Source organism: Peribacillus sp. TH16, from assembly GCF_016651095.1.
Classification (GTDB): domain Bacteria; phylum Bacillota; class Bacilli; order Bacillales; family DSM-1321; genus Peribacillus; species Peribacillus butanolivorans.
Genome location: NZ_JAEKEM010000009.1, coordinates 1,036,149 through 1,062,194 on the forward strand (window position 1 = coordinate 1,036,149; position 26,046 = coordinate 1,062,194).

28 protein-coding genes and 2 riboswitches are annotated in these 26,046 nt (G+C 38.9%); of the genes, 7 read left to right on the plus strand and 21 right to left on the minus strand.

Annotated features, from left to right (window positions below):
* The first annotated feature begins 31 nt into the window (after nt 1-31).
* Nucleotides 32-217 carry a hypothetical protein gene (locus JFV29_RS18995; protein ID WP_201185783.1) on the plus strand — a complete coding sequence of 62 codons (186 nt, stop codon included), beginning with the start codon at nt 32-34 and terminating at the stop codon, nt 215-217.
* A gap of 29 nt (nt 218-246) precedes the next feature.
* Here the strand turns inward: JFV29_RS18995 and JFV29_RS19000 are convergent, their stop codons facing one another.
* The 3 genes from JFV29_RS19000 to JFV29_RS19010 all read right to left on the minus strand — a co-directional run bounded on the left by JFV29_RS19000 (nt 247) and on the right by JFV29_RS19010 (nt 5,500).
* On the minus strand, nt 247-1,497 hold the full coding sequence (locus JFV29_RS19000) for an MFS transporter (RefSeq protein WP_201185785.1): 1,251 nt from the start codon (nt 1,495-1,497) through the stop codon (nt 247-249).
* A 206-nt stretch (nt 1,498-1,703) separates the two neighbouring features.
* Nucleotides 1,704-4,274, minus strand: coding sequence for a vitamin B12-dependent ribonucleotide reductase (locus tag JFV29_RS19005; RefSeq protein WP_201185786.1), 2,571 nt, complete (start codon nt 4,272-4,274; stop codon nt 1,704-1,706).
* A gap of 389 nt (nt 4,275-4,663) precedes the next feature.
* Nucleotides 4,664-5,500: a lipoate--protein ligase family protein gene (locus JFV29_RS19010; RefSeq protein ID WP_201185787.1), complete on the minus strand. Its 837-nt coding sequence runs from the start codon at nt 5,498-5,500 to the stop codon at nt 4,664-4,666.
* A gap of 216 nt (nt 5,501-5,716) precedes the next feature.
* Between JFV29_RS19010 and JFV29_RS19015 the strand changes: the two genes are divergently transcribed.
* Nucleotides 5,717-6,100, plus strand: a complete 384-nt coding sequence (locus JFV29_RS19015; protein WP_053346934.1) for a rhodanese-like domain-containing protein — start codon at nt 5,717-5,719, stop codon at nt 6,098-6,100.
* A 177-nt stretch (nt 6,101-6,277) separates the two neighbouring features.
* On the opposite strand, the gene gcvPB is transcribed toward JFV29_RS19015, so the two are convergent.
* From gcvPB to gcvT, 3 genes are read right to left on the minus strand one after another with little or no spacing between them, the layout of a single operon-like run.
* On the minus strand, nt 6,278-7,735 hold the full coding sequence (gene gcvPB / locus JFV29_RS19020; RefSeq protein ID WP_201185788.1) for an aminomethyl-transferring glycine dehydrogenase subunit GcvPB: 1,458 nt from the start codon (nt 7,733-7,735) through the stop codon (nt 6,278-6,280).
* On the minus strand, nt 7,728-9,074 hold the full coding sequence (gene gcvPA / locus JFV29_RS19025) for an aminomethyl-transferring glycine dehydrogenase subunit GcvPA (protein ID WP_201185789.1): 1,347 nt from the start codon (nt 9,072-9,074) through the stop codon (nt 7,728-7,730). The genes gcvPB and gcvPA overlap by 8 nt, the downstream gene beginning before the upstream one ends.
* An 18-nt stretch (nt 9,075-9,092) precedes the next feature.
* Entirely contained in the window at nt 9,093-10,199 is a 1,107-nt protein-coding gene (gcvT, locus tag JFV29_RS19030; RefSeq protein WP_201185790.1) for a glycine cleavage system aminomethyltransferase GcvT, read from the minus strand.
* A gap of 153 nt (nt 10,200-10,352) precedes the next feature.
* A riboswitch (glycine riboswitch) is annotated at nt 10,353-10,436 on the minus strand.
* 3 nt (nt 10,437-10,439) lie between these two features.
* Nucleotides 10,440-10,527: riboswitch (glycine riboswitch) on the minus strand.
* A 370-nt stretch (nt 10,528-10,897) separates the two neighbouring features.
* On the opposite strand from gcvT, the gene JFV29_RS19035 reads away from it, so the two are divergent.
* Together JFV29_RS19035 and JFV29_RS19040 are read left to right on the plus strand one after the other, a co-directional pair.
* Entirely contained in the window at nt 10,898-12,586 is a 1,689-nt protein-coding gene (locus JFV29_RS19035) for a DEAD/DEAH box helicase (RefSeq protein ID WP_190271218.1), read from the plus strand.
* A complete protein-coding gene (locus JFV29_RS19040; RefSeq protein ID WP_201185791.1) occupies nt 12,564-13,361 on the plus strand; it encodes a YqhG family protein in 798 nt (265 codons plus the stop codon). Before JFV29_RS19035 ends, JFV29_RS19040 begins: the two co-directional genes overlap by 23 nt.
* A gap of 91 nt (nt 13,362-13,452) precedes the next feature.
* On the opposite strand, the gene JFV29_RS19045 is transcribed toward JFV29_RS19040, so the two are convergent.
* The 9 genes from JFV29_RS19045 to JFV29_RS19085 form a co-directional block, all read right to left on the minus strand.
* Nucleotides 13,453-13,653: a YqzE family protein gene (locus tag JFV29_RS19045; protein ID WP_053346940.1), complete on the minus strand. Its 201-nt coding sequence runs from the start codon at nt 13,651-13,653 to the stop codon at nt 13,453-13,455.
* A 231-nt stretch (nt 13,654-13,884) separates the two neighbouring features.
* Complete coding sequence (gene comGG / locus JFV29_RS19050; RefSeq protein ID WP_056526035.1) at nt 13,885-14,271, minus strand: competence type IV pilus minor pilin ComGG; 387 nt, start codon at nt 14,269-14,271, stop codon at nt 13,885-13,887.
* Nucleotides 14,264-14,743 carry a competence type IV pilus minor pilin ComGF gene (gene comGF / locus JFV29_RS19055; protein ID WP_201185792.1) on the minus strand — a complete coding sequence of 160 codons (480 nt, stop codon included), beginning with the start codon at nt 14,741-14,743 and terminating at the stop codon, nt 14,264-14,266. The genes comGG and comGF overlap by 8 nt, the downstream gene beginning before the upstream one ends.
* A complete protein-coding gene (locus JFV29_RS19060) occupies nt 14,691-15,029 on the minus strand; it encodes a hypothetical protein (RefSeq protein ID WP_056526040.1) in 339 nt (112 codons plus the stop codon). Before JFV29_RS19060 ends, comGF begins: the two co-directional genes overlap by 53 nt.
* Nucleotides 15,016-15,474: a competence type IV pilus minor pilin ComGD gene (gene comGD, locus JFV29_RS19065; RefSeq protein WP_201185793.1), complete on the minus strand. Its 459-nt coding sequence runs from the start codon at nt 15,472-15,474 to the stop codon at nt 15,016-15,018. Before comGD ends, JFV29_RS19060 begins: the two co-directional genes overlap by 14 nt.
* On the minus strand, nt 15,467-15,775 hold the full coding sequence (gene comGC, locus JFV29_RS19070) for a competence type IV pilus major pilin ComGC (protein ID WP_053346945.1): 309 nt from the start codon (nt 15,773-15,775) through the stop codon (nt 15,467-15,469). Before comGC ends, comGD begins: the two co-directional genes overlap by 8 nt.
* 108 nt (nt 15,776-15,883) lie before the next feature.
* On the minus strand, nt 15,884-16,942 hold the full coding sequence (comGB, locus tag JFV29_RS19075) for a competence type IV pilus assembly protein ComGB (protein WP_201185795.1): 1,059 nt from the start codon (nt 16,940-16,942) through the stop codon (nt 15,884-15,886).
* Nucleotides 16,902-17,987 (minus strand): competence type IV pilus ATPase ComGA, encoded by a 1,086-nt coding sequence (comGA, locus tag JFV29_RS19080; RefSeq protein ID WP_053346947.1) that lies wholly within the window; start codon nt 17,985-17,987, stop codon nt 16,902-16,904. Before comGA ends, comGB begins: the two co-directional genes overlap by 41 nt.
* Before the next feature lie 122 nt (nt 17,988-18,109).
* Nucleotides 18,110-18,472: a Spx/MgsR family RNA polymerase-binding regulatory protein gene (locus JFV29_RS19085; RefSeq protein WP_201185796.1), complete on the minus strand. Its 363-nt coding sequence runs from the start codon at nt 18,470-18,472 to the stop codon at nt 18,110-18,112.
* A gap of 215 nt (nt 18,473-18,687) precedes the next feature.
* Between JFV29_RS19085 and JFV29_RS19090 the strand changes: the two genes are divergently transcribed.
* Nucleotides 18,688-19,389, plus strand: a complete 702-nt coding sequence (locus JFV29_RS19090) for a helix-turn-helix transcriptional regulator (protein ID WP_201185797.1) — start codon at nt 18,688-18,690, stop codon at nt 19,387-19,389.
* Between the two features lie 85 nt (nt 19,390-19,474).
* Complete coding sequence (locus JFV29_RS19095) at nt 19,475-19,717, plus strand: DUF2626 domain-containing protein (protein ID WP_053346950.1); 243 nt, start codon at nt 19,475-19,477, stop codon at nt 19,715-19,717.
* Nucleotides 19,718-19,773: 56 nt separating this feature from the next.
* On the opposite strand, the gene JFV29_RS19100 is transcribed toward JFV29_RS19095, so the two are convergent.
* The 4 genes from JFV29_RS19100 to JFV29_RS19110 form a co-directional block, all read right to left on the minus strand.
* Nucleotides 19,774-20,871, minus strand: coding sequence for a class I SAM-dependent methyltransferase (locus JFV29_RS19100; protein ID WP_201185799.1), 1,098 nt, complete (start codon nt 20,869-20,871; stop codon nt 19,774-19,776).
* A 118-nt stretch (nt 20,872-20,989) separates the two neighbouring features.
* Complete coding sequence (locus JFV29_RS19105; RefSeq protein WP_207205153.1) at nt 20,990-22,183, minus strand: M20 metallopeptidase family protein; 1,194 nt, start codon at nt 22,181-22,183, stop codon at nt 20,990-20,992.
* The gene (locus JFV29_RS30025) at nt 22,173-22,331 is read right to left on the minus strand and encodes a hypothetical protein (protein WP_207205154.1); all 159 of its coding nucleotides are present in this window, start codon (nt 22,329-22,331) and stop codon (nt 22,173-22,175) included. The genes JFV29_RS19105 and JFV29_RS30025 overlap by 11 nt, the downstream gene beginning before the upstream one ends.
* Before the next feature lie 6 nt (nt 22,332-22,337).
* Nucleotides 22,338-22,964 (minus strand): MBL fold metallo-hydrolase, encoded by a 627-nt coding sequence (locus tag JFV29_RS19110; protein ID WP_201185800.1) that lies wholly within the window; start codon nt 22,962-22,964, stop codon nt 22,338-22,340.
* Between the two features lie 233 nt (nt 22,965-23,197).
* Here JFV29_RS19110 and JFV29_RS19115 point away from each other — a divergent pair, with 233 nt between their 5' ends.
* Nucleotides 23,198-23,371 carry a DUF2759 domain-containing protein gene (locus JFV29_RS19115; protein ID WP_082527590.1) on the plus strand — a complete coding sequence of 58 codons (174 nt, stop codon included), beginning with the start codon at nt 23,198-23,200 and terminating at the stop codon, nt 23,369-23,371.
* Between the two features lie 41 nt (nt 23,372-23,412).
* Here JFV29_RS19115 and JFV29_RS19120 read toward each other — a convergent pair whose 3' ends face one another.
* Together JFV29_RS19120 and JFV29_RS19125 are read right to left on the minus strand one after the other, a co-directional pair.
* Entirely contained in the window at nt 23,413-24,585 is a 1,173-nt protein-coding gene (locus JFV29_RS19120) for a YqgU-like beta propeller domain-containing protein (protein ID WP_201185802.1), read from the minus strand.
* A 170-nt stretch (nt 24,586-24,755) separates the two neighbouring features.
* Nucleotides 24,756-25,922 (minus strand): M14 family metallopeptidase, encoded by a 1,167-nt coding sequence (locus JFV29_RS19125; protein WP_201185804.1) that lies wholly within the window; start codon nt 25,920-25,922, stop codon nt 24,756-24,758.
* Nucleotides 25,923-26,046: the final 124 nt, after the last annotated feature.

Sequence of the window (26,046 nt, forward strand, 5' to 3'; positions counted from 1 at the left end):
AATTGGTAAATTCAAGTATGGGAGATGTGATATGACTAAAAAGCAAGACTTCTTGACAAATGGAATGGGTAAACAAGTAATTACCGTACAAACAGATAATAAATTTCCCAATCCCCGGAATGTCCCTGGAGACTCTGTCGATGAATACTCGGTGTTAAAGGATGGAAACCAATACTTGGCCGAAAAGGAAATTGCCCAACAAAATGAAAATGGCTGACAAATGAATGAAGCAAAGAAGACCGAATCCTAAGACTCGGTCTTCTCTTCTGCATTCATTTTCATTGTATTTTCTTTAAGGAGTTTAAACGCAAGGAAAAGCAAGATAATACCAAATACTCCGGCAATAATATAACTTATATTTAAATAGTTTTTCATTAACACTGACATGAGTGGTGGTCCTGCTGCAACACCAATAAATCGTGCAGAACTATAGAAAGAGGAAATTGTTCCCCGCTGTGTCTTTTCAATATTTTCAGTAATGAGCGCATCCAAAGTTGGAAGCATGGCACCAATCGCGATTCCTAATACACTTGTTATTATAAGCAGCAACACAATTTTTTCCTTCGTATAGCCAACAAAAACTATACTTCCTGACATTAATATTAAGCTAATCAATATAATCCTTCTCATCAACGGTATGCTTCCTTTTATCTTCCTTCCCGCCACATAAGAGGAGATACATAAGAAGAACAAAGGGATCGCCAAGACAAAGCCTTTTTTAATGCCTTTTAAATCATGTAATTTTTCTAGACTTTCCGATAAAAAAAATAGCACTGCAAAAAGAACAAGCATGACAAAAACGCCCAATAGGAATACAACGGAAAGCCACTTTCCTCCCTCCTCAAAGGTTACTTTCGTTTTATTTAAAAATTCTTTGAACTTTATTGGTGCATGATTATTCTTCGGTACTTTTATAAAGAAAAAAACGAGAACAATCGAAATTAAACTAAAAAAGGAAATAGAAAAGAACGGTAAAAACCAAATAAGTGAAGCGAATAAGGATCCTAAAATCGGACTTAACACTTTCCCGAAGGTATTCGATGTTTCAATTATGCCTAAACAGGAACTTGTTTTCTCATCATCAGCTTTATAAAGGTCGCCTACTAACGGCAAGACGATTGGAGTTGCCCCAGCCGCACCAATCCCTTGTAGAACGCGGCCCAAGATAATCCAGGTATACGGATTGTCCATCTTCCAGGAAACAAAACCAGCAATCAAACCACCTATCAAAGCTAAAATCAGGCTGGGTAGGATAACTTTTTTCCTTCCAATGCGATCAGACAAGTAACCTGCTACTGGAATTAGAAAAATGGAAGCGATTGAATAACTGGTGATTATCATACTCGACTGAAAGGATGTTATGTTCACTTTTTCTTCAAAAACCGGCAACACCGGAATAAGCATAGAATTTCCTAGTGTCATGACGAGCGGAATCGAAGCCATGCTTACAATACACCAAGCACTTACCTTCGTATTATCGCATTTCTGATTTTCCATTCATACACCCCATCATAGTTAATACATTGTAGTTTAACCATATATAAAGAAAAGCCTTCACGAAAATGAATAACAATTAATAGTTTACAGACCAATAAAAGGTAACCTTTAAAATTTCAAAATATTGAATACACTCTTAGATTTGCAAAAAAAAGCCGTTAAGATCAGCTTTTCAGCTATACCTTAACGACTTTCTTAAATCAAGCTTATAGGCCGCATTTTAATTGTGCGCCACAATTCGTGCATGTATTACATCCGCCCATTTCCTGAACTTCACCTTTACGGCAAACAGGACAGGTGTTACCTACTTCCGACCCAATCGTAACATTCGTCGAACGCAGTTCATTTATCGTATCAACCAATACGACTTTTTTCTTTTCTTCCACATCTGTTAATTCATCCATTTCAAGTTGCTCATCCATTTGATTTTCTTCTGCTTTAAGCGTAAGAACCTGACTGTCACGGCTTCCATCTACATATACCGTACCGCCTTTTGCTCCGCCTTTGTATAGACGTTCATATACTTTTTCTACTTGTTCAACGGTATATCCTTTAGGAGCGTTAACCGTTTTACTAATCGAACTGTCAATCCAGCGTTGAATAATGCATTGAACGTCAGCATGTGCTTCAGGAGCCAATTCCATTGCAGAAATGAACCATTTCGGAAGCTTTTCTGGATCCGCTTTTGGATGACGATCCAAGTATTCCTGTACGATGTCAGCCTTAACCTCAATGAATTTACCAAGACGACCGCTACGGAAATAGGTGAAAGAGAAATATGGTTCAAGACCAGTAGATACCCCAACCATCGTACCTGTACTGCCTGTAGGAGCAACAGTCAATAAATGAGAATTACGGATGCCATGTGCAGCAACACTTTCTCTGATATCTTCTGGCATTTTTTCCATAAACCCAGTTTGAGTGAAACGCGTTCTAAGCTCATTCGTTTCTTCATCAGTTGACCCGATTAGGAACGGGAAACTGCCCTTTTCTTTAGCAAGGTCTACTGAAGTCCTGTAAGCTGTAGTTGCAATCGTTTCAAACACCTTGTCTACCAGGATATTCCCTTCTTCAGATCCGTACTCCGTTTCACAATAGATTAACAAATCATGTAGACCCATAACACCAAGACCAACCCGTCTCTCGCCGAGTGCTTGTTTCTTGTTTTCATCTAAGAAGTAAGGGGTCGCGTCAATGACGTTATCCTGCATACGCACACCCACTTCTACGGTCTGCTTAAGTTTCTCAAAGTTAACTGTTTTGTTATCTTTATCAGCCATTTCTGCTAAATTGACAGCTGCTAGGTTACACACAGAGTATGGAGCCAGTGGCTGTTCACCACATGGGTTCGTTGCTACAACTTGTTGTCCGTATGCTTTTGCATTTGTCATCTCGTTAGCATTATCAATAAAGAAAATACCCGGCTCTGCAGAATAAGTAGCACAAATATTAATTAAGTTCCAAAGCTCTTTAGCTCGGATTTTACGGTAAACACGGACTTTGCGGCCCATTTTTTCCCACTCACGTACATCACCGACATTGTGCCATTCTTCATTATAAATCGCCATTTCTTCAGCATTATAGCTTTCAACATCCGGGAAACGCAATTCATATTCGCCATCTTGTTCGGCAGCTTCCATAAATTCCTTAGTCAAGCAAATCGAGATATTGGCGCCTGTTAGAAAATCGGCATTATGGACACTGTACGTTCCGCCTGTACGAACCTTTTCCTCGGCCTCTCTAATGATTTTCTCGCTAAATCCGCCTAAACCCGGAATCTCTTTATAGTTGATGATACCTTGGTACATAGCCGTTTCCTGTTCGGTATGCGGAGTGAATTTTAATTTATCTGTAGCGTACTTTTTGATGGTTTCATCTTTTGTGTTTTCCACTAAGTAGCGAAGAATCCGTGGATTTTGCATTTTCGAAATAATGAACTCAGCAATATCTGGATGCCAATCCGCAAGCATAATCATTTGTGCACCGCGTCTGCTTCCGCCCTGTTCAACAAGATGGGTCAATTTCGCAATATCATCAAGCCATGAAACTGAACCGGAGGATTTTCCATTTACCCCTTTTGCCAATGTATTTCTTGGACGAAGTGTCGATCCGTTCGTACCTACACCGCCTCCGCGGCTCATGATTTCCATGACTTGCTTTCTATGTTCGGAAATTCCTTCGCGTGAATCCGGAACAAATGGCATTACATAGCAATTAAAATAAGTAACATCCGTGTTAGAACCGGCTCCATATAATACACGTCCTGCTGGGACAAAATTAAGGTTCTTTAATTCTTCATAGAACTTATTGAACCATTCCGTTCTTTTTTCCTCAGTCTTTTCCACTGAAGCCAATCCCGTTGCATTACGTTTTGCAATTTGTTCATAGTATATTTCAAGCGGCTTTTCAATGATATCAAGCGGTCGATTTACAATCCCCGTTGCCACTTCTTCCGGGTTATCTAATGCTCCGCGAAATTCATCATCCACTAATACCTTAGCTTTTTTCGTTTCCCAATCTATTTCAACGATGTAACCAAGACCCCGTGCAGGGAATTTCGGATCTTCCTTAATCGTCAATACTACAAAATCGCCAGTCGAGAGCGTAATTTTTTCAGTATCCTTAAAAGAATAGCGGTCAAGCATAACTAGACGGGACACGCCTTTATGCGTCATTTTCATATCAGCTGTTACAGGATGGACCTGGGGAAATAAAGAAATATCCTTATTCAACCTTTCTAGATCAACCTTTAAAGCTTCTTTTATTACAACCGACATAATTCCCTCTCCTTTATATGTTTCAAGATCCGTTCTTGCTGCAAAAATTTATATGTAGTCTTACATGTCCGTTTCGCTTAACAAGTTACCCTAAATTTATCATAGCGAAACTCAAAAATCAATATATAGTGTCGTAATAAATATTTCGACTACTATATATTGTGTTTGTGTTGATTAACTTTTAATTTTGTCAAACGATAAATCAATTAATATAGTTAGTAAAAGGGAGGAAAATGTCGATTTATAATAATTTTTCATCAGATTTCAATTAATTTGAACCTTGCTTTTTCCCTGTCCTTGTTAGTGCTTATCGTTGCAAGGAAAAGCTTATTTGTTTGCAAAAATCTGAAAAAACATTTTTATTATCTGTTCTAATTATCCTGCTTCTTCTATCTCAAAAAATTCCATTCATCGCTTTCATATTTGCTTTCTGCAATGGCTTTCACTTCCAGCAATTGCTGTTCAGTGAGGACGTATGGCTCTAATTCGATCGAAAGTCCATCGGCAAAACCTTTTTCAAAAGCATCTTTTGCTTCTGGGATGGTAATCTTTCTTCCGGCAATGTCATTTATGGCCACGGCTTTGTTTTTTAAGTTTTTTTGCATTCTCTCTTTAACCCTGTCATTTGAGAATTTAAACACGCTAAAGAGCTTTTCATCATCAAGTTCAAGTAAAATGGCCCCGTGTTGAAGGATGACGCCCTTTTGCCTTGTTTGTGCACTGCCAGCTACCTTACGGCCCTCAACGACCAATTCATACCAGCTTGGCGCATCAAAACAGACGGAAGACTTGGGTGCTTTTAAAGCCGCTTTCTCCTGATCGGTTCGAGGTACAGCAAAATAAGCATCCAATCCAAGATTCCTGAACCCCATTAATATTCCTTCAGAAATAACTCGATATGCCTCAGTAACAGTAGTAGGCATTCCCGGATAGGATTCTGGGACAATTACGCTATAAGTCAATTCATGTTCGTGCAGTACAGCACGTCCTCCTGTTGGTCTGCGAACAAAACCGAGGCCCTGCCTTTTAACTTCTTCTATATCAATTTCAGATTCTGCCTTTTGAAAATAACCAATCGACAATGTAGCTGGGTCCCAACCGTAAAAGCGGATAATCGGTGGTATTTCCCCTTTACTCTGCCAGTTTAAAAGAGCTTCGTCCATCGCCATATTAAAAGCCGGTGAACAATATCCAGAATCTATAAATCCCCATTTTTCTTTTGTCATCCTTACCCCTCATTTCATGTAGACTGTTTAAAAGTAAGTCAGTAATTCCGTCATAAAAAAACTCACATTTAGTAGTTTAACAGACTTTAACACTCTAAAAAAGAAAGTACCATTAAGTCGATAAAGAATTTTACGAAAATATTTTTTGATTATTAGTTAAAGCAATTATATAATAAAGATTGTCTGTATTCGTTAGGTAGAAGGGAGTTTTTATGTTTGGAATTATTATATACACTGCTCATCATCATAGGAGTGGTTATTGCGTATTCACTTTTTAATTGGTACCGCCAGCGTAAAATCGTTAAAACGTTAACACAGGATGAATTTATTGCTAACTACAGAAAAGTACAACTAATCGATGTGCGGGAACCAAATGAATTTGATAATGGTCATATCTTAGGCGCAAGAAACATCCCTATGACTCAAATGAAAACACGCCTGGTCGAAATTAGGCCGGACAAGCCTGTATACTTGTACGCTCAAAGCGAAATCATCAGCGGAAGAGCTGCAGCCATGCTATACAAAAAAGGTTACAAAGAACTGTTTCACCTAAAAGGCGGTTTCAAAATGTGGACCGGTAAAATTAAAGCAAAGAAATAAGAACCCATCTCCGCATGGGCTCTTTTTAATTAAAAAGCTATCATACTAAAAATTGAAATGAAATGCCGTCTTAAAGCTTATTATGTCTTATTGTATATTCATTTCCAGCTGGTCATTCTCTATACATATAATGAATAAAAATCCCCGCTCAGATGGCGGGGATTTTTATTTAGGCTATTAAGCTTGATAACGGAGGACTGGTTTTCTTGCAGCAAGCGTTTCATCCAGCCTTTTAATAACTGTTGTATGTGGCGCTTCCTGTACGATCTCCGGAGTTTCTTCCGCTTCCTTAGCTATCTGAATCATCGCATCAATGAACGCGTCGAGAGTTTCCTTTGACTCCGTTTCAGTCGGTTCTATCATCATTCCTTCTTCCACGTTCAACGGGAAGTAAATAGTAGGTGGATGATAGCCGAAGTCTAGTAATCTTTTGGCAATATCGAGTGTTCGGACGCCCAACTTCTTTTGCCGGCGGCCACTAAGCACAAACTCATGCTTACAATGGCGATTATATGGTAAATCAAAATATGGTTCCAACCTACGCATCATATAATTCGCATTGATGACCGCATTCTCCGTGACAGCCCTAAGACCATCAGGACCCATAGAACGAATGTACGTATAAGCCCTCACATTTATTCCGAAGTTTCCGTAATAAGGTTTAACTCTTCCGATGGATTGCGGGCGATCATAATCCAGCATAAATTGCTCATCTCGTTTGACCACGAGTGGTTTAGGCAAGTAGGGAATCAAATCCGATTTTACTCCGACAGGACCAGATCCCGGGCCACCGCCACCATGTGGACCTGTAAATGTTTTATGGAGATTTAAATGGACCACATCAAAGCCCATATCACCTGGACGGGCTTTAGATAGGACTGCATTAAGATTGGCTCCGTCATAATAAAGCTTCCCACCAGCATCGTGGACAAGTTTTGCCATTTCCAAAATATTCTCTTCAAACAATCCTAATGTATTGGGATTCGTCAGCATTAAAGCCGCTGTATCCGAACCTACCACGCGCTTTAAATCTTCAAGGTCAACTAAGCCATTTTCATCTGATTTTACCGTAATCGTTTCGAGCCCCGCAACAGTGGCGGAAGCTGGATTCGTACCGTGTGCCGAATCAGGAACTATCACTTTCGTCCGTGCTGTATCGCCGTTTGCTTCATGGAAGGCACGAATCATCATTAATCCTGTCCATTCACCATGTGCACCTGCTGCTGGCTGTAAGGTCACTTGATCCATCCCTGTGATTTCTGTTAAATATTCTTGCAAGTCAAATAATAGTTCCAAGGCTCCCTGTACAGTCGCCGGATCTTGATATGGATGGATATGGGCGAAACCGTTAAAACGCGCCACATTTTCATTTATCTTCGGGTTATACTTCATCGTACAAGAACCGAGTGGATAAAAGCCCGAATCCACCCCGTGATTCCGTTTGGAAAGAGCTGTATAATGACGCATGATATCTAATTCCGATACTTCTGGAAGCTCAGCCTCTTCTTGACGGATGTATTCGGCAGGAAAAATCTCTTCAAGTGAAATTTCTTCAACATCCATTTCCGGTAGACTGTACCCTATTCGACCGGACGTACTGATTTCAAAAATGAGTGATTGATCTTGATTATTCATGTTGATCCCCCAATTCCTGCGCAAGTGCATCAATTTCTTCTTTTGTTCTAAGTTCTGTTACAGCCACAAGCATATGGTCTTTCAGCTGTGGATAAACAGTCCCTAAGTCGAAGCCGCCGATAATTTCTTTTTCAAAAAGACTTTGATTAATTTCTTGGTAAGATGCCGGCAGTTTAATGACAAATTCATTAAACGATGGTCCCTCAAACACCACTTCTATTCCTTTTTCCTTTATAGCTTTTTTTGCATAATAGGCTTTTTGTATATTATTCACTGCCATTTCTTTGACACCCTTTTTCCCAAGTGCGGTCATCGCAACAGAAGCTGCCAAAGCATTTAACGCCTGATTGGAACAAATATTGGATGTGGCCTTGTCACGACGAATGTGTTGCTCACGAGCTTGAAGCGTCAGCACAAATCCCCGTTTACCATCTTCATCCACTGTTTGCCCGACGAGACGGCCTGGCACTTTACGAACAAGTTTGTTCGTGACCGCAAAGTATCCGCAATGCGGTCCGCCAAAAGCTGCTGGAATACCGAATGGCTGAGCATCGCCTGTTACGATATCAGCACCAAGGGCACCTGGAGGGGTCAATGCACCTAGTGCAAGCGGGTTACTCGAAACGATAAACATGGATTTCACATCATGAATGATTTCTTCCATTTCTTTCAACGGTTCAATACGTCCAAAGAAGTTTGGATATTGCACAATGACTCCCGCAATATCGTCTTTCGCCAATTCCTTTAAGGCAGCTAGATCTGTCACACCATCTTTAAATGGAATTTCAATGACTTCCACTCGCTGACCTTTCGCATACGTCTTAACGACTTCCCTTGATTCAGGATGTACTGCCGCTGAAATTAGAATTTTCTTACGTCGTGTATGACCGGATGCAAGCATCGCTGCTTCCGCTAATGCCGTCCCTCCGTCATACATGGAGGAGTTGGCTACATCCATGCCTGTCATTTCACAAATCATCGTTTGATATTCAAAAATGGCCTGAAGCTCCCCCTGTGAAATTTCTGGCTGATAAGGGGTGTAGGCTGTATAAAACTCCGAGCGGGAAAGAACATGATCGACGATGACCGGTGAATAATGGTCATACACGCCCGCACCAAGAAAGGAAGCATAGTTTTTAAGATCAGCATTCTTAGAAGCAAGTTTTGATAATTCTTTCATTAAGGCTGGCTCTGATTTAGCTGGTTTAATGTCATATTCGCCTTGAAAGCGGACACTTTCAGGAATATCGTTGAAAAGGTTCTCAACAGAAGGGACCCCTATTACCTCCAGCATTTGTTGTTTATCCTGCTCTGTCATGGGTAAGTAACGATGTTTCATCTTAATGACCATTCCTCTCTATTTACGTGGTTTTTTATAAAAAGGTGTTTGTATAATAACAGCTTTCAATCGTTTTGAACGAATTTCCACTTCGACTTCAGAATCCATCACTGAAAAATCTTTATCGATAAGTACCAATCCTACATTTTTCTTCAATGTTGGTGATTGAGTGCCAGTCGTAACTTCACCAATGACTTTATCCCCACTGTATACCTTATAGCCATGACGAGGAATGCCGCGGTCAATCATTTCAATTCCGACAAGCTTACGTTGTGCCCCTTTTTCCTTTTGTTCAGTAAGAACGGCTTTCCCGAAAAAGTCGGCTTCCTTATCCACTTTAACCGCAAAACCAATCCCGGCTTCAATTGGGGTAATATCCGGTGAAAGCTCCTGTCCATAAAGCGGAAGTTTAGCTTCAAAGCGGAGTGTGTCACGTGCCCCTAAACCTATCGGCTGTATCCCTTCTTCTTTTCCTGCATCTAGAATAGCTCTCCAAAGGGCCGGGCCATTTTCACTGTTGCTATATATTTCAAAACCATCTTCACCCGTATATCCTGTACGTGAAACCATCGTGGAAAGCCCATTTATCAGGACATTTTCCTTGAATTTAAAAAAGCCAATTTCACTCAAAAGTGTATCATTAGATAGTTTTTGTAATATTTTCTCTGCCAAAGGTCCCTGCAGTGCCAACTGTGTATAATCGCTTGATACATCCGAAAGTTGGACATCCTCTGAACAATTAGCTTGTAGCCAGTTAAAATCTTTTTCTGTATTGGCGGCATTGACCACGAGCAGATAGTCGTCTTCTGCCTTTTTATAAATGATAAGATCGTCAACAGTACCGCCGTTTTCATAACACATAGCCGTATAAATTGCTCCGCCCTGTTTTAGCTTTGATACATCATTGGTCATCATTTTTTGTAAAAAGGCAAGACTCCCTGGGCCCTTCACATCAACCTCACCCATATGGGAAACATCAAATAAGCCAGCTTTTGTACGAACTGCTTCATGTTCGTCCTTGATACCCGAAAATTGGACAGGAAGTTCCCAGCCGCCAAAATCGATCGTTTTTCCTCCGTATTCACGATAAACCTCAAATAGTGGCGTTCTTTTTAAATTGGTCAAAAAATGACCCCCCTTAGATTTTTTAGATTTACTTTGCTCACTTTTCTAAAAGCTTCTTTCCATTTTGTCAAATCTTCTTATACTTCTCAGCCTGATTCATAATGTGGAAAAAAGGGCACAAAAAAGGACAGAGAAAGCCCTAAAGAGCTTTTTCTCTGTCCTGAAACCTGAAAGTTTACCTATATAATAGGTTTTCCCCTTTGGTGGCCGTCCTGCAACGAGCGGCGCTCTCCAGAGTTGCGTCCAATAAGAGTTCTTTTGCCTGAGAGATTCACTGCTAAGTTTGCTCCTTCGGCGCTACATTCGTAGTCTCTCCCCTTATCTTCACCCGCATATAAATGTGTCTCCACCAATTAGGAAAGTAATTAATCCTACTGATAGTTAGTAAAACCTCTGTGCATTTACAAAATGCTTTCTCTACCAACTCTCCTTAAAACTTCAGAACTTAATGAATGATCTCTAGTCTGTTAATCTGGGATAAAGTAAGAGGCGGTTGCCCATACTATGAAAAACATGAACTACATTCATCTTTTAAGCGTTTTGGGAAATTGGAATTTTCTAAATATACTTACATCCTACCTTAAGAAACTTTTCTCTGCAATATCTTTTACAGAGAAATATTTTTCTTACTTCACATATAAAATGTTCGGGTTTCAACCTTAAATAAGAAAATTATGATTTTAGAAGGAGTAGTTTCAATGAAAATTAATATATCCTTCAGTTCTGATTGGAATGACGAGTTTCTACAAAAGATGGAAAATGACGGTCCATGGGGTAATTGGGAGCTTTATAAATTGGCTGTTCAAATGGAAGAAAACCTCATTATTCCTGATTTTGAAGGTTTACAGGCACCCAAGCATCTTCCACAGCTCACCCCGCTTCCCCACCAATTGGAAGCGGCAAAGCAGGTAGTTGAAAAGATGAATGGAAAAGCCATTTTAGCTGATGAAGTAGGTCTCGGGAAAACAATCGAAGCTGGCTTGATTCTAAAAGAATATATGATCCGAGGTCTTGTTAAAAAAGTATTAATTCTTGTCCCCGCTTCACTTGTAAGTCAATGGGCTTTTGAATTGAATACCAAGTTTCATATTCCGGCTGTTGTTCAAAGAAAAAGCTATGTGTGGGAATCATGCGATGTTGTTATATCATCCATTGATACAGCGAAACGAGCTCCCCATCGAGATATCATTTTTAATCAGCAATATGACTTTATCATTATTGATGAGGCTCATAAACTTAAAAATAATAAAACGAAGAACTATGAATTTGTCCAAAATCTGAAAAAGAAATTTTGTTTATTGCTGACAGCTACGCCAATTCAAAATAAAGTCGAAGAAATTTTCCATCTTGTTTCGTTATTGAAACCGGGACACTTGGGAAATGCAACACTCTTTTCTGAGAAATATAAAGGCAAAGGCCGAAATGTTATTGAGGATGAGCACCTAAAGGAACTCGTCAACACTGTTATGATTCGGAACCGACGGGCTGATACTGGAATTGAATGGACAAAAAGGCAGGTGGAAACAATCATCATTGAATTTTCTCCAACTGAACAAGCCTTGTACGACGCTGTTTCCAAATTTAAGCCTATTTCAGATGGATCGAAGGGAAGTTCTTTTTCAGCACTCACCCTCCAAAGAGAAGCATGCAGCAGCAGAGAAGCCGTTTTTTATACATTGAAAAACATGAAAGCCAAATATGAACAGCCTTCCCCTGACTTTTTAGCAAAGCTAGATGAGCTGTTTGAGAAGGTAAATGAAACAGAACAAAACTCCAAGGCTGAAAAAGCTTTAGAACTCATCAAGAAAATTGATGACAAAGTGATTATCTTTACCGAATACAGAGCCACTCAGCTATATTTACAATGGTATTTACAACAGAATGGAATTTCCTCAGTTCCCTTCCGCGGCGGCTTTAAGCGTGGAAAAAAAGACTGGATGAGAGAATTATTCCAAAAGCAGATTCAAGTTTTAATTGCTACCGAAGCCGGTGGGGAAGGAATAAACCTTCAATTTTGCCACCACTTGATTAATTTTGACCTGCCATGGAATCCAATGAGACTTGAACAAAGAATTGGACGGATTCACCGACTTGGCCAGGAAGAAGATGTCATGATATATAACTTTGCAACGAAAAATACAGTTGAAGAACATATTTTGAAATTATTATATGAAAAAATCCATTTGTTTGAAAAAGTAATTGGTGAATTGGATGATATTTTAACGAAGCTGGATATTACCAACATCGAAGAATATTTAATTGACGTGGTCGGCGAGTCCCGAACTGAGGGTGAAATGAAAATCAAGATGGATAATTTTTCATCGATGATTCAATTCGCTCAAACTATGAAGGAAGGTGAGATTCATGCAGCAACAGGAAATTCATGATTTTTTAATAACTTTCTTTGAAGCTAATGATTGTGAAGTACTAGAGAATGCCCCATCCCATATCACTGTTCAACTGACGATTGAAATGGATAAAGAGTTAATGAATCGTCCCTTTTATTGGCATTATCTTGAAAAAACTGGCGGGATTCCAAACCCAGCCCAGATTACTTTCATTACTGATCCTGATCAGGCTCCACCCAATATGAAAGGAGAACGAATTCACTTTGGTTCGCCCCGTCTCCATCAAATTATCGAATCAACAAAAAGGCTGGCTGGATATACTAGACTTTTCGAGGATACACTCCCCTCAAATGGTCGCCATAATCCATTGTTCCCCTGGCTTACACTAAATGTTAAAATATCTTATCAATGTGATCGAAAAAAAGATACCTTTATGTCTGTTGGATTGAATTTAATCTCCGGGGAGATCATGGAAGGATTTCACAATCGTGTTTTACCGGTTAAAGTCACCCCAAAGATACCGGATTACTCCTTCACCCTCTCACCATTAATCATGCCAAAGAGTGGGTTAGCAAGACTTGATACATATATCCGAACCAGCTTCGAGAACGATGACCATTCTTGGGCGGAAGAAGCCATGGAGCGCTGGCAGAATGACTTAAATTTATTGGAGCATTTTTATAAGGATATGGATGAAAAAAGCGAAAGTTATTTCACTGAAAAACAGGCATTACAGTCCCAATATGAGCCAAATATCCTAATATCAATCATCAATGGCGGTTTATTTTACTTATCAGATAGAGCGTTAGGATAAATGGATCTATTTTTTCAGAAATGATTTCTCTACTACAACCGCCTAGCTAGGTTTGCCTGACTAAAAAAAAAAAAAACAGATGTCCAAAAGCTTAGGACATCTGTTTTCTTTTTTTGATTTTTTTTCTTACAAACATCGACAAAGCGAAAGGGACAATACCAAACCAGTGGGACACACCAGTATTTTTATCCTCTTTCCGATGACGACGTTTTTCTTTCCGTTCTTTCTTGGTCAAATTAAAATATTCGACAAGCTGCTGTGTAAGATATTTGATATAAGCGTTAGTAGACATACAATATCACCCTAAATAAAGTATGCCCCGCTTATGCTTCTTTTATTCTTTCTAGTTTACCCGAGATGGTTACTATTTGGGCCTGCTTGTTGTATCGATGGCAAGTTCCTCTTTTCCATTTAGTGGAAACCTGACATTAGTCTAATCATTCCGTTCGATATCCCATTCTCAGTCAGCCAAAAACGTTTTCATCCTTCCTGAATCCGCACCATCAGGTTGCCTTCATACGTGTTATACGGACTGTTTTTCTATCCATTCTACAACTCTACCTAACTCTTTGTCATATTGAATAATGATTCTACCAACTCGGTTATCTTTAGTCGAGGAAGCAAATTCAATAAAGGCATAACGGGCATCTTGTTTCGTTAATATATAATGGACATCACCATTGGGATATGAGATATCCCCCTGAAGGTTCTTCGGTATATCTTCACCCCATCCAGCTGTTACCTCATTAACGGCTAGATGCACTAAATGATCGGCCACAAGCGTTTCTTCCACTTCTTTATAAAATTTTTTATCGATGACAAATTGATCGATCATTAATATCGTGAACATGATAAAAACACTCGCTACAATCATGACCATCGGGAAAACGACCCCTTTTTGATTATTCATCAACTTTCGTCTCACTTTTAAAGAAAGGATGAAACCTGCGAATAACAGTATTCCCTGCTTTATCCGTTATATTTAACACAATGATCTTACCATCCTTCTCAACCTTAAATTTTGAAATGTTCTGCAGGATGACCTCATGACCTTTTCCATTCACTCGCCTACGGAGCTTATCTTCATATTGTTCAATAAAAGATAACTGGTCACCTGAAAGTAAATATAATTTATTTTCTATTACATCCTGACTTTTAGCACCCCTGACCTCCTGTTGCATTTGCATCGTAAAGATCTCCCACTCTTTAGGATGCAATTTGTCTTTTGATTCCAACTGTGTGTGAATAATTGAAAAAAGTTGTAAGATGAAAATAGAGGTGGTCATTAATATCATTAAAGAAAAAAGCATTTCAATTATTGTAAAGCCATCATTTTTTCGCAGCATCACAAATGGATTCTGATTTACCCACTTCATTTTCATATCGTACACATCCTTCAATCATACCTGGGAAATCCTTCTGTTCCTTCCATGTTAGTTCATACAATCTTTTCTGATAATGGATTTCCTGGTCGACAGCATTTACCTCCCCATCCATGAAGGCAGTCAATCTTTCATATAACAAATAGTGGGCTTCTGTCCTTAAGACAACATTTTTCCGATTGGTCATTATCTCCTCAAGTATCGGCAGAATCGAAATGACCAAGACTATACAAATCGAAAAAGCGGCTATCATTTCTAAGTAGACGTAACCTCTACTGTTTCTCAATCCTAAACCTCCCTTTACCGATATTAAGGATTAACTTGTACTTCACTTTTGTCGTATCAATCATCATCGTCCCTGCTTTTGAAGCATTTCCATACTGATTAAAATGAAACGTAAGTCCTAATGTTCCACTTAAGAACTGTATATCCTTTGGTATGCTTCTCTCAAGCACAACCCCCTCCTTATAGGATGTTACCGTGTAAATCCTATTCGTATTATCCATATGAAGGTAAATCAGACTTTCATGGCTGATGGCATACTGCTGCGCATAGAAAATGTCCTCTTTCAATTGAGAAATGAAAATCTTATTTTCCATTCCTTTAATAAAGCTTGGATATAAATTTAGACCGATGCCACTTAGCAGTACAAAAATAACGAGGACGATGAGGGTTTCTGACAGGGTATAACCTCCACAGGAAGGCCGCACAATCAATTTGCTGCTATTCAATTACCGTAACCTTTCCCTTGTTATCCAGACTAATACCATCCCCATTCGGACATGATTTTTGTTTAAGATACCCTTGACTTTCCATTTCATCAATACTAGCAGGAAGTTTGCCATTATCTATTTCATAGGCTTGCACCTGTGCTTGAGCCATCTTAACAAACGCTTCACAACCTTTAGAGTGAATCGTCGATTGATGCTTTGTTATATTTGGGATTGTAATAATCAATAGAATGGAAATTACGAGTAAAACAATAAGCATTTCAATTAATGTAAAACCTCTTTCATTCAACACTTTCTTCATATCATTCTGCTTCTAAATAAATGAAAATAGATTAGAAATTTCACACACCTATCCTATTTCCAAAATTATTTAAGCGCAGATTCACCTCCAGAATTTATTAAGAATATTCTATATCCCCTCGAGCAGAGAAAACATTGGCAGTAAGACCGCTAAATAAATGGAAACAATCAGCAGACCAATCAATGAAAACATAAGAGGCTGAATGATTTTCAAGATTGAATTCATTCTTTCTTCAATTTTCTCTAGCAAAAAACGACTGTAATGAAGTAACTCTGAATCAAGCCTGCCGTACTTTTGACCATTTGCGGCTATTAATGGTAAATTTCTATCAAAGTAAGGCAGCTCCTGAAAAATCATTTCTAGCGATCTGCCTTCAATTAAATCATCTTTAATAATTGAGCAAAGTTTCTGGTAAAAAGGCTGCTGCTGATTTATGGAGAATAATTTGATGCTTTCGTTAATGGAAAGCCCTCCAGAGAGTAAGCCACTGAATTGGCTTGCAAAAAAATACGTTTCATATAACTTAATGAATGTGCCTGCGAGAGGAATGTTTAATAATATTCTTCGCTGCCTTAAGGGGCATAACTTGTTAAACCAAAATTGTTTGAGTAAAAAAAAGAAAAGGAGCAATGCGAGCAAGATGAAGGGGATGACAGGGAGGATAACTGAAGAGGCTACCAGTAATTTCAGGATGATATTCTGTTCAACATCCATCGTAAAAAAGATTGTCTGGAATTTTGGAAGGAGGACACTCTGCAGGATATAAAACACGATGTTCACAAAAAAGAATAAGAAAATTGGATACACCATCAACTTTTTCACTTTATCCAAACCTTCTGTCCTTTTCTTCCAGTATCTACCTCCTTCTATCAACGCCCTATTGAGGTCGCCGCATTGTTCTCCATAAAATATATAACTTACAAGTTGTGGATGAAAATTAAGATGGGTTAACACTTGATGCAACGGATGCCCGTTCCTTAAATCCTGAATAGCCTGAGTAAAATCCTCAGCTTTCTTCTTTGATTCCTGAAACTCCAGAAAATGTATCGCCTCGGCTAAGGGATAGCCATGACTTAATAATTCCCCCAGCTTCGAGATAAAGACAGCTTGTTCTTTTATCCTCCATTTACTTTTTGCCTTCATCGTATACCAGCCGTTCAAATTCATGTGAATCCACATAGCCCATTGCCACCGCTTTTCCTATCTCATCCTTTAATTGGCGGTAGGAGACCGTCCCCTTCCCTTTTTCCTCTTTCGTCATCTTCAATACTTCTGCCAAGCTTTTTCCATATAGCAGTTCATACACACTTGCCCTTTTATTACGAGCAATCATTTGGCAAGCAGATGTACAAACCTCTTTACATTGCAGACATGTTAGTTCAACTAGCCGCTGAGCGGTCACACCAATCAAGCTCTGTTCTATCTCAAGCAAGCTGATTCCAAATTCGAGCAACCTAGAGATAGCTCCTTGTGCATCCCTTGTATGCATGGTCGTGAGGATTAAATGACCCGTTAATGCAGCGCGAACTGCAATTTTTGCTGTTTCAGAATCCCTGATTTCCCCGACCATAATCACGTCAGGATCATGCCTAAGCACAGCTTTTAGACCAACAGAGTACGTAATACCTGCCTTTTCATTAATTTGAACTTGTAGGACCTTTTCTGACACATTTTCAATGGGATCTTCAAGGGTAATGATGTTCCGGTTGATCATCTCTTTTGAATGATGAAGCAAGGAGTATAATGTCGTGGTTTTCCCGCTACCAGTCGGACCGGTAAATATGAGCATGCCATGGGAATGTTTCAGAAGGGCAACCAGTTTTTGAACGGTGTTTGGAAATAGGGATAATTGTTCTAGAGGAAGGATATTCTGCTGGGGAATCAAGCGGATGACCAAACTTTCGAGATGTGCAGTTGGTAATGTGGAAAGGCGAAGTCCAACCACTTTTTTTGATAAATTGACGGTAATTGAACCACTCTGAGGTCTTCTTTTCTCACCTATATCCATAGCGGCAAGGAACTTTAAATGGGAGATCAGTCGTTCCGTTTCAAAGAATGACAATGTTTCCTGAGGAACGAGTTTGTTGTCAATCCTGAATTGAATTAGAGGGCCCTCTCTGCGTGGTAAAACGTGAATATCCGATGCCGATAATTGAATGGCACGGGAAAGGATTTTTTCTGCTTTCTTTTCAATCGATATCAAATCTTTCATCACCTCCTAAGTATCTTGTAGTAGTGTTTCGACATTGCACGACAAATTCCTCCTTATAAAATAAAAAAATCCCCGAAAAAAGATTCGAGAATAAACCATATGCTCATTTTCAAATTTTGCTTTTATGAAACCAAATTTCTTAACGCATCTTCATTATGTCCAACCACAAGCTTTTCTCCATAAATGAGGATGGGTCTTCTTAATAATTTAGGTTCTTTTGTTAATAATTGGATGACATCAGAAAGTAGCATTTCGTCAATATTAACGTGTAAGCATTTATAGGCTTCACTCCTTGTTGCTAAAACCTCATCAAGTCCTTCCGTTGTCAATTCAAGGATTCTTTTTAACTCTCCTTCTGTTGGAGTTTCTTTGAATAAATGACGTTCATCAAAGGATACTTGATTGGTTTTTAACCATTTTTTTGTTTTTCGGCAAGATGTACAGCTTGGGTATGAAAAGAAAGTTAACCGTTTTAACCGTCCCATTCTTAACACTCTCCGTTCACATTTTGTTTTTTAAAGATTCTATAAAACAATTGTATAACATTTGTTTAAGTTTTGTATATTAATTTGTACTATATCTCTGTTTGAAATGTGAACTTTTTCTTAACTTAAGGGAGATTGCTGTTTCTGTTATTCCATTTTTTCTGCCTGTATTATAATGGAATATAGTTAAACTATTGGAACAGCAGGAGGGTATAATGGAACAAACGTTAAGAATTACAAACGTGTTAGCAGATCCCACCCGATATTATATATATCAATATATCGTTAACAACCATCAAGATGTATCTGTACAGCAAATTGCCGATTCTTTTAAAATTCATCCAAATGTAGCACGACTACATTTATCTAAACTTGAAGATGTGGACATGCTTACCTCGGATGCACGTAAGACAGGGAAAGGGGGACGCCCTAGCAGGCTTTATCGATTATCCGATAAAGTCATTCAACTTCATTTTCCATACAGGGACTATCAGCTTCTTTCAAGAATTGCCATTAAGACGATGATGTCATTAGGAGAACAAGGAAAAAAGGCTCTTTATGAAACAGGGAAGGTATTTGGCGAGGAATTAATGAATCAGCAGCTAACCCTAAGCTCAACGTCGATTGACGATCTGACTTTTGATGAAAAAGTCAGCATGCTTAAAAATGCAGCTACCATTGCTGGGTTCTCGCCTGAAATACAGGCAAGCGAAGAAGAAAACAGCATTCTCTTTCGAATCTTCAATTGTCCTTTTAAAGAAGTTACCAATGTCGAGCCTAGTACGATCTGTGCAATGCACAACTCATTCTTAAAAGGTATGTTTGAAGCATTGTTTGACAATGTCAAGATTGTGGAATTAGGAAATATGATGGGAAATTGTGTAGCATGTTCTTATCAGGCTTCGGTTCTCGCATAGAAACAAAAGGCATCCTTTACATTACCTTACAATTTCATTTATAATTATTTTGAATGCACACGACTAGACAAAAGGAGGGATTCGGATGGAACGCATGTTCAGAGTATGTGGTTTTTGGACAGGAATTATGGCAATATTCTTTTATCTTGGCCATATGCATCAAACTTCTTTACTTTTCTTCGCACAAACCGGCTTTTTTGTACTCTTAAGTTATTTAAAATTATCTGAGCGCATGTATATTTATGTTTTTGGCGCCTATCTTACCGTTTTCTTTGCAGGATTTTCCTACTGGAGCGTATTTATGATGACGCCAGGTACTGCACATTAAGGAACAGAGCAATTTACATAACCCATGAATCTTGATTCATGGGTTTCTACATGTCCTTATTCAGGAAATAGTCTCACTTTCTCGGCTAAATTCTTCGATTGCAGCAACACCCTAAAATACTCACTATGGCCACCAGGAACAATTAACCCCCGTATTGCTCGGTTCCGCTTTGCTGTTATTGAGAAAGGATCCGTCTCTTGGTGGTCTTTCAGTTCTTCAAGAATCCCTGTTTTGAGTAAAAATTCATTTTGCTGAAATAGTCCTTCCATAGAAAAATTCACATTTTTTCCGCTTTCGATTAATGTGTCAAAATGAATATGTGATGTCAGATCCATCTCACCCGGATACTCAAGTACTTTTTTCATCATTTTATGCTGATAATACCCTCTTAAGCTTCCCTGAAGATGGGCTGGTTCCTTCCACTCCTGTTCCGTATAGCCATAATCGATTGTAAGAAGAACACCTGATTGAATATGCGAAACGATTTTCTCATATTCTTGTATCATTTTAAGTGGTACTTCATAGCGCTGTTTTTCATTTAACATGATATTCTTTTTTGATAGGTAGTTAAGAATATCTTGATTTTTCAAAGGTTCCTTTATTTCTACTAATTGTCCTTCCTCTACAGTGATAAATACCTCTACTAGCGCTCCCTTATACATTTCAATGACATGTACAGGCAACGCATCAAAAAGTTCATTAGAGAAGACAATTCCATTTACATTCGGCAAATTTTCTAAACTATCCATAAAAGCAACCTGGTTAAACACCCCTACACGCTCTTGCTGAACCTTTCTGTGGTAAGGGCTACTGTCTACTAGGATATAGGTGAGTGAGCTCCACAGCACCGGCTCTGTTTCTTTTATAAAGGCCAGGATATCATAGGCAAGCTTCCCATCCCCTGCACCGATTTCGATTATTCTCGGAGGCAATCCGCATTCTTTTATCAAATAGATAAACCACCTGGCTAGTGCCCTCCCAAATGCATCCCCAACATTACCAGAAGTATAAAAATCCCCAGTTGTACCGATTTTCTTCTTTTCACGCATATAATAACCTATATTTGGTGTATATAAGACGGCTTCCATATAATCATGATAGGAAATTCTATCTTGGGGACTGTTTACAATCATTTCTTTCAGGAGATTTTTCATTTTAACACCTCTTCTTTGATCCCCTTCCACAATAAGCTCATGCACAAAATAGTTTTTGATTATATTACTTCTTTGTTCAATAAACGTGTAATTTGATCTGCTCAAAAAAAAAGCAAACTCAGAACATATCTTTTGATACTATAGCTATAAAAGCCTTCCCCGTATCTATTAGTGCGATTTCGTCAAAATCAAATCGAGGATGGTGATGAGGAAAATGGGTGTTGTCATCCTCATTTCTTGCACCGATTTTAAAATATGTACCTGGTTTCTCTAGTAAGAAATAAGAAAAGTCCTCTGCTCCCATGGAAGGGGAAAATTCAACTACAGCTTCTTCAGAAAAAGTATTCACAAAAATGTTTCGAACCATCTTTGTTTCCTTCCTATGGTTGTATAAAGCAGGATAACCATTCAGATAGTCAATTTTATAGGCTGCATGATTTGCCTCGGTAATCCCTTTCACTATCGAGCGAATTTCTTCTTCGATTTGGAATCTTACTTCTTGATTAAATGTACGTACAGTCCCTTCGAGTTTGGCCGTATTCGCGATGATATTAAAGGCCGAGCCAGCATGAAAAACTCCTATAGTTACAACCGCAGATTGTAGAGGGCTTATTCTTCTGCTCACGATTTTTTGCAATGCTTGGACAATCTCACTTCCAATCACAATCGAATCAATGGCTTCCTGAGGTCTAGCCCCGTGACCGCCCTTTCCTTCAATGGTGATTTCAAATGCGTCCACTGCAGCCATTTTGTACCCGCTACCCACCGCTATTTTCCCTACAGGTATATCTGTGGCTAAATGCGCCCCATAAACGGCATCCACGCCCTCTAAGGCCCCATCTCCCAGCATATCCTTCGCACCGCCTGGTGGCTTTTCTTCTGCATGCTGGAAAACAAAAATAATACGCCCCTTTAATTTTTCACGGAACTTGCTTAATGTTCGGGCTGTTCCTAATAGAGCCGCAGTATGACCATCATGACCGCACGCATGCATAACTCCTGATTTTAAAGACTTATAGGGTGTCTCTTTTTCATCCTGAATGGGCAATGCGTCAAAATCCGCTCGCAATGCAATGGTTTTACCAGGATTCTCCCCGGATAATATGCCTATCACACCATTACCACCAACATTTTTCCTAACTTCTAATCCAAAACTAATTAGTTTCTCTGCAATAAAATGCGAGGTTTCCGTTTCTTGAAAAGATAATTCAGGATACTGATGCAAATGCCTTCGCCAATTTACAATGTCAGTAAAACCACTTTCTAAATCTAACAAGGCCTTCTCCAATATACCTTTGTTCTCACTCTCCATAATCCCAACCTCCTTTCATGTTTTTAAAACCTAGAAAAGCAGCACGATTTATTTTAATATTCAGTATAATTGCGAAAGTAATATTTTTCAATAAATTTACATTTTTAAATTCAACAATAAAAAAAGGTGCCAAACCTGGCACCTGCAAAAGTTTTTATCTCAAAAAGGGGTTTGTATTCTTTTCATCTAAGATCGTCGTAACTGGCCCATGACCAGGAAAAACAATAGTATCATCAGAAAGCGTTAGCAGTTTTGTATCAATGCTTTTTAAAAGCACTGCTTCGCTTCCGCCAATTAAATCGGTTCTGCCAACACTTCCCTGGAACAAAACATCCCCGGAAAAGAGCAACCGCTCTTCCTTCGCATAATAAGACACGCTGCCCGGTGAGTGCCCAGGGGTTTCGAATACTTCAAAAGTGAACCCACCAATAGTAAGTTCCTGCTCATTTACGAGAATATGGTCGGCCGGCTTCATCCGCATTGGGTTTTCCGGGAACCACTTCTGTGAACCATTTAATGCAGGATCAAGCAGCCACTTTGCTTCCTTTTCATGAATATACGCAGGTATCTCATAATAGTCGCGGATTGCATCAAGTGCTCCGATATGGTCAAAATGAGCATGTGTTAATAAAATCGCTAGCGGCTTTAACTTTTTAGTTTGTATGTACTGAATAATTTTCTGCGGCTCCTCACCCGGATCGAAAATAATGCAGTTCTGTCCATCGGAAACTACATAGCAATTCGTTTGCAGCGGGCCTAAAGGAATTTGAGTCCATTTCATTTTCATCAACTCCATTATGATTTTCTACCCTTATCTTACACCAATTTAAGCTGCTATTGTTAATCCAGTTTACTCAAGCCATAGAAGTGTCACCTTTTAAACCTCGACAAACAATTGAAAAAATATTAAAATATTAACAAATGCAATCTTTTCTACATATTTTTGGTAGTTACTTTATTCTCTGGGTATATTATTAGAGATTAGGTTTTCATTACTTAAAAGGGGGTTTTGATATGATATTAATGGTTGTTTTCGGACTTGTGGCTATCCTAGGTGCAGCAGCTGTGGTTACCTCATTAAAACACAGAAACTTCTTAGGATTCATTTTTGCAGCAGGTAGTGCAGTCGTGTTTGGTTGGTTTACTGTTATGACTGTCATCAACAGCGGTTTTCCTGTTGCACATTAAAGAAAAAAGCTCGCCATGCGGCGGGCTTTTGTTTTAGGTCATTAACTTTCTTTAAATAATCTCTGTATTTGATGGGTTTTCATATCAATGATTTTCTCAAATTGATATCCATATAAGCATAGGCTGCCATCAAGCGAACAGCTTAATGGTTCATTTTCCATGTCCTTCATCAATTCTTCTTGTGTGCCTTTTTCCCAATTTAATTTAGTTAAGGTAAACCTGCCATCATATTGGTCAACATCTTTTGATTCATTAGGAATAAAGGTTATAAATTCCTTATTTTTTTCAATGAAATCATAGGATGGAATCACCCAATCTGAAAAGCTTTTCAATAGCGGTACGGAAAAAGAGTGGATCGGTTTGTTTGTCTCATCATAAAAAGCATATGTACCCCGATCTTGTTTTTCTGTCTCCACTTGAATCGTCATTAGCGCCTGTTTCATTTTTTTAAAGTGAATAACATCGAGCATTAGGCTTTCTACTCCATCATCATTCAGCGCTTTTCTTTCTAAAGGAGCCGTCAAAGCGGGTTCTTCCCTATTCCAATCAAGAAACATCAGTTCTTTTTCACTTGACCACTGAGCAAATGGCTGCGGAAAGTCGAGCGTTTCCATTGTTTGCTTTTCTGGATTTAACACATAACTGCTGTATGTCCAGTCTTCATTAAAACTAGATAAAAACAACATGCCATCTTGATATGAATTCCACTCATAAGTTAATTCATAGGCTGGTATTGCCACAGAATACAGCGGATTTCCTGTTTGATCAAGGATCGCTATTGATGCTTTACCTGAAGACGTGAAGGACGATACCAAAATATGCGTACCAGCTGGACTGATTGATACTTCAGAAAGCGCAAAAGACGGCTGATAAAAAATGGAAGTATCATTCGTTTCCAAATTCCATACCATCAACTGTGATAAATCATTACCATCCTGCTTCACAGAATATAAAATGGTTTTAGAATCAAGCCATCCATAAATAGCTTCGATCTTTTCTGTTTTTGAAGCTGGGATCTTTAATGTGCTTAATGAAGTTTCTTGGTTAGATTGGGAGTGTTCTTTTTCCGTATCATTTACGGGTTTACTAAGGTCCTTGGAAGGCTCACAAGCCGAGATAAGTAGGATAGTGGAGATAAATAATGCGACGAAACACAACATCTTACAGATAGACAGCTGCTTACAAAGAGCTGCTTTGGATACTTTAATCTCCACACACCTCCCACTTCAAAACTAAAACGCCTGGCATATGTGAGCGAGACATTAGAAAGAGTAAAGATTTCCAATCGAAACCCTTACGACTTTCATTATAAAGTAAAAAAGAGAAAATGTGGCGAATAATTATCTTATATTTTCGTGGAAGTATATTCCTTCGAAAATCGTCATCACATATACAGCCCTGCCATTAAAATCTTCACTGAATCTTCATATATGGTAGGCATATGCGATAGTGGAAGTGGATTAATTCCCTTACCCAATTCAATTGTGAATCCTACCCGCTTGAACTCCTGAATAAACCAATCCTTATACCCTGCATGGCTGTCAACATATTGGACAGCACGGTATCCGCTCCTCTCCTCAAACTCTTTTGCTATATTTGCTGCCTGCTCTGGTTCATGTCCTTCATATCCCCAATAAAACTCTTTTCCCTGTGTATGAAGCGCTATCACTCTTTCAAAATTTCGTCTTTCAGCCAACTCCTTCATGGCCACTGCTTCTGGCTCTGATAAACAGGTCTCTCCTGGAAAATCCCTCGGTGCAGGCGCCTTTGGAACCTTCCTCTTCTTTTCAATCTCCCAATTAGCTGGATATTGATTATTCAGATCTACTCCACGGATATTGGCTTTCCAGGCATAAAATGCAGGGTTATCATTATTTATTTTCAGCACATCAACCTTTTCCTCTGCAGCCACCGCCCCCTTAAGAACAAGATCAACCCCATCCGGGTTTACCATTGGAACCATCGAAATAGTCACATCTCTATAGAAGGGCAGGCAATCCATTCCGCAAAGAGAACTACCATTCGTAACTGAAAGTAGCAAATCATTCAACCATTTCATCAAGACCGCCGATGTAATCCATTCATTTGCATGAAAAGAACCGTTGTAATGAATAACCTTATCACCTTTACCTATTCTTACTTCAAGGAGCTCTTTCCCTAACACACTCACACCTATCGATTCAACTTTTATAAAAGGGTAATGAAAAGATAAAATTTCTAGGTCATCAAGAAGCGACTGATAATCATAGAGCTTTTCGGTGACAAGGAGAGGTTCCATGATTCGAACGGGTACAGAAAATGGTCTTTGTTCAACATGATTTACCATTAATAACGCATCAATAGGCAGTTGATATTGTAAAGCAATAGCTGCTAAATCGATATCTAGCCGGGTTTCCTTCTGAAGAATGAAACCGGGAATTTCCACATCCAGGCCTTCTGGCAAAATTCCTTCATGAATATCGGGATTGGCATCCTCAATTAATTCTTTTGGAATTTGAAACAAATCACTGTAATACGCCAACCTATCACCGCTTCTGCTCACAACTCTCATAGCCTTCGCCCCTTTCATTGTTTAATCTTTATGAAACGAAAAGCCGAAAGATGTTCACCAAGCTCCAGCGTTTTATAAAAGGATACGGTTACCCTGAATTCCAGTTGAATTATCTTTGAAAAAC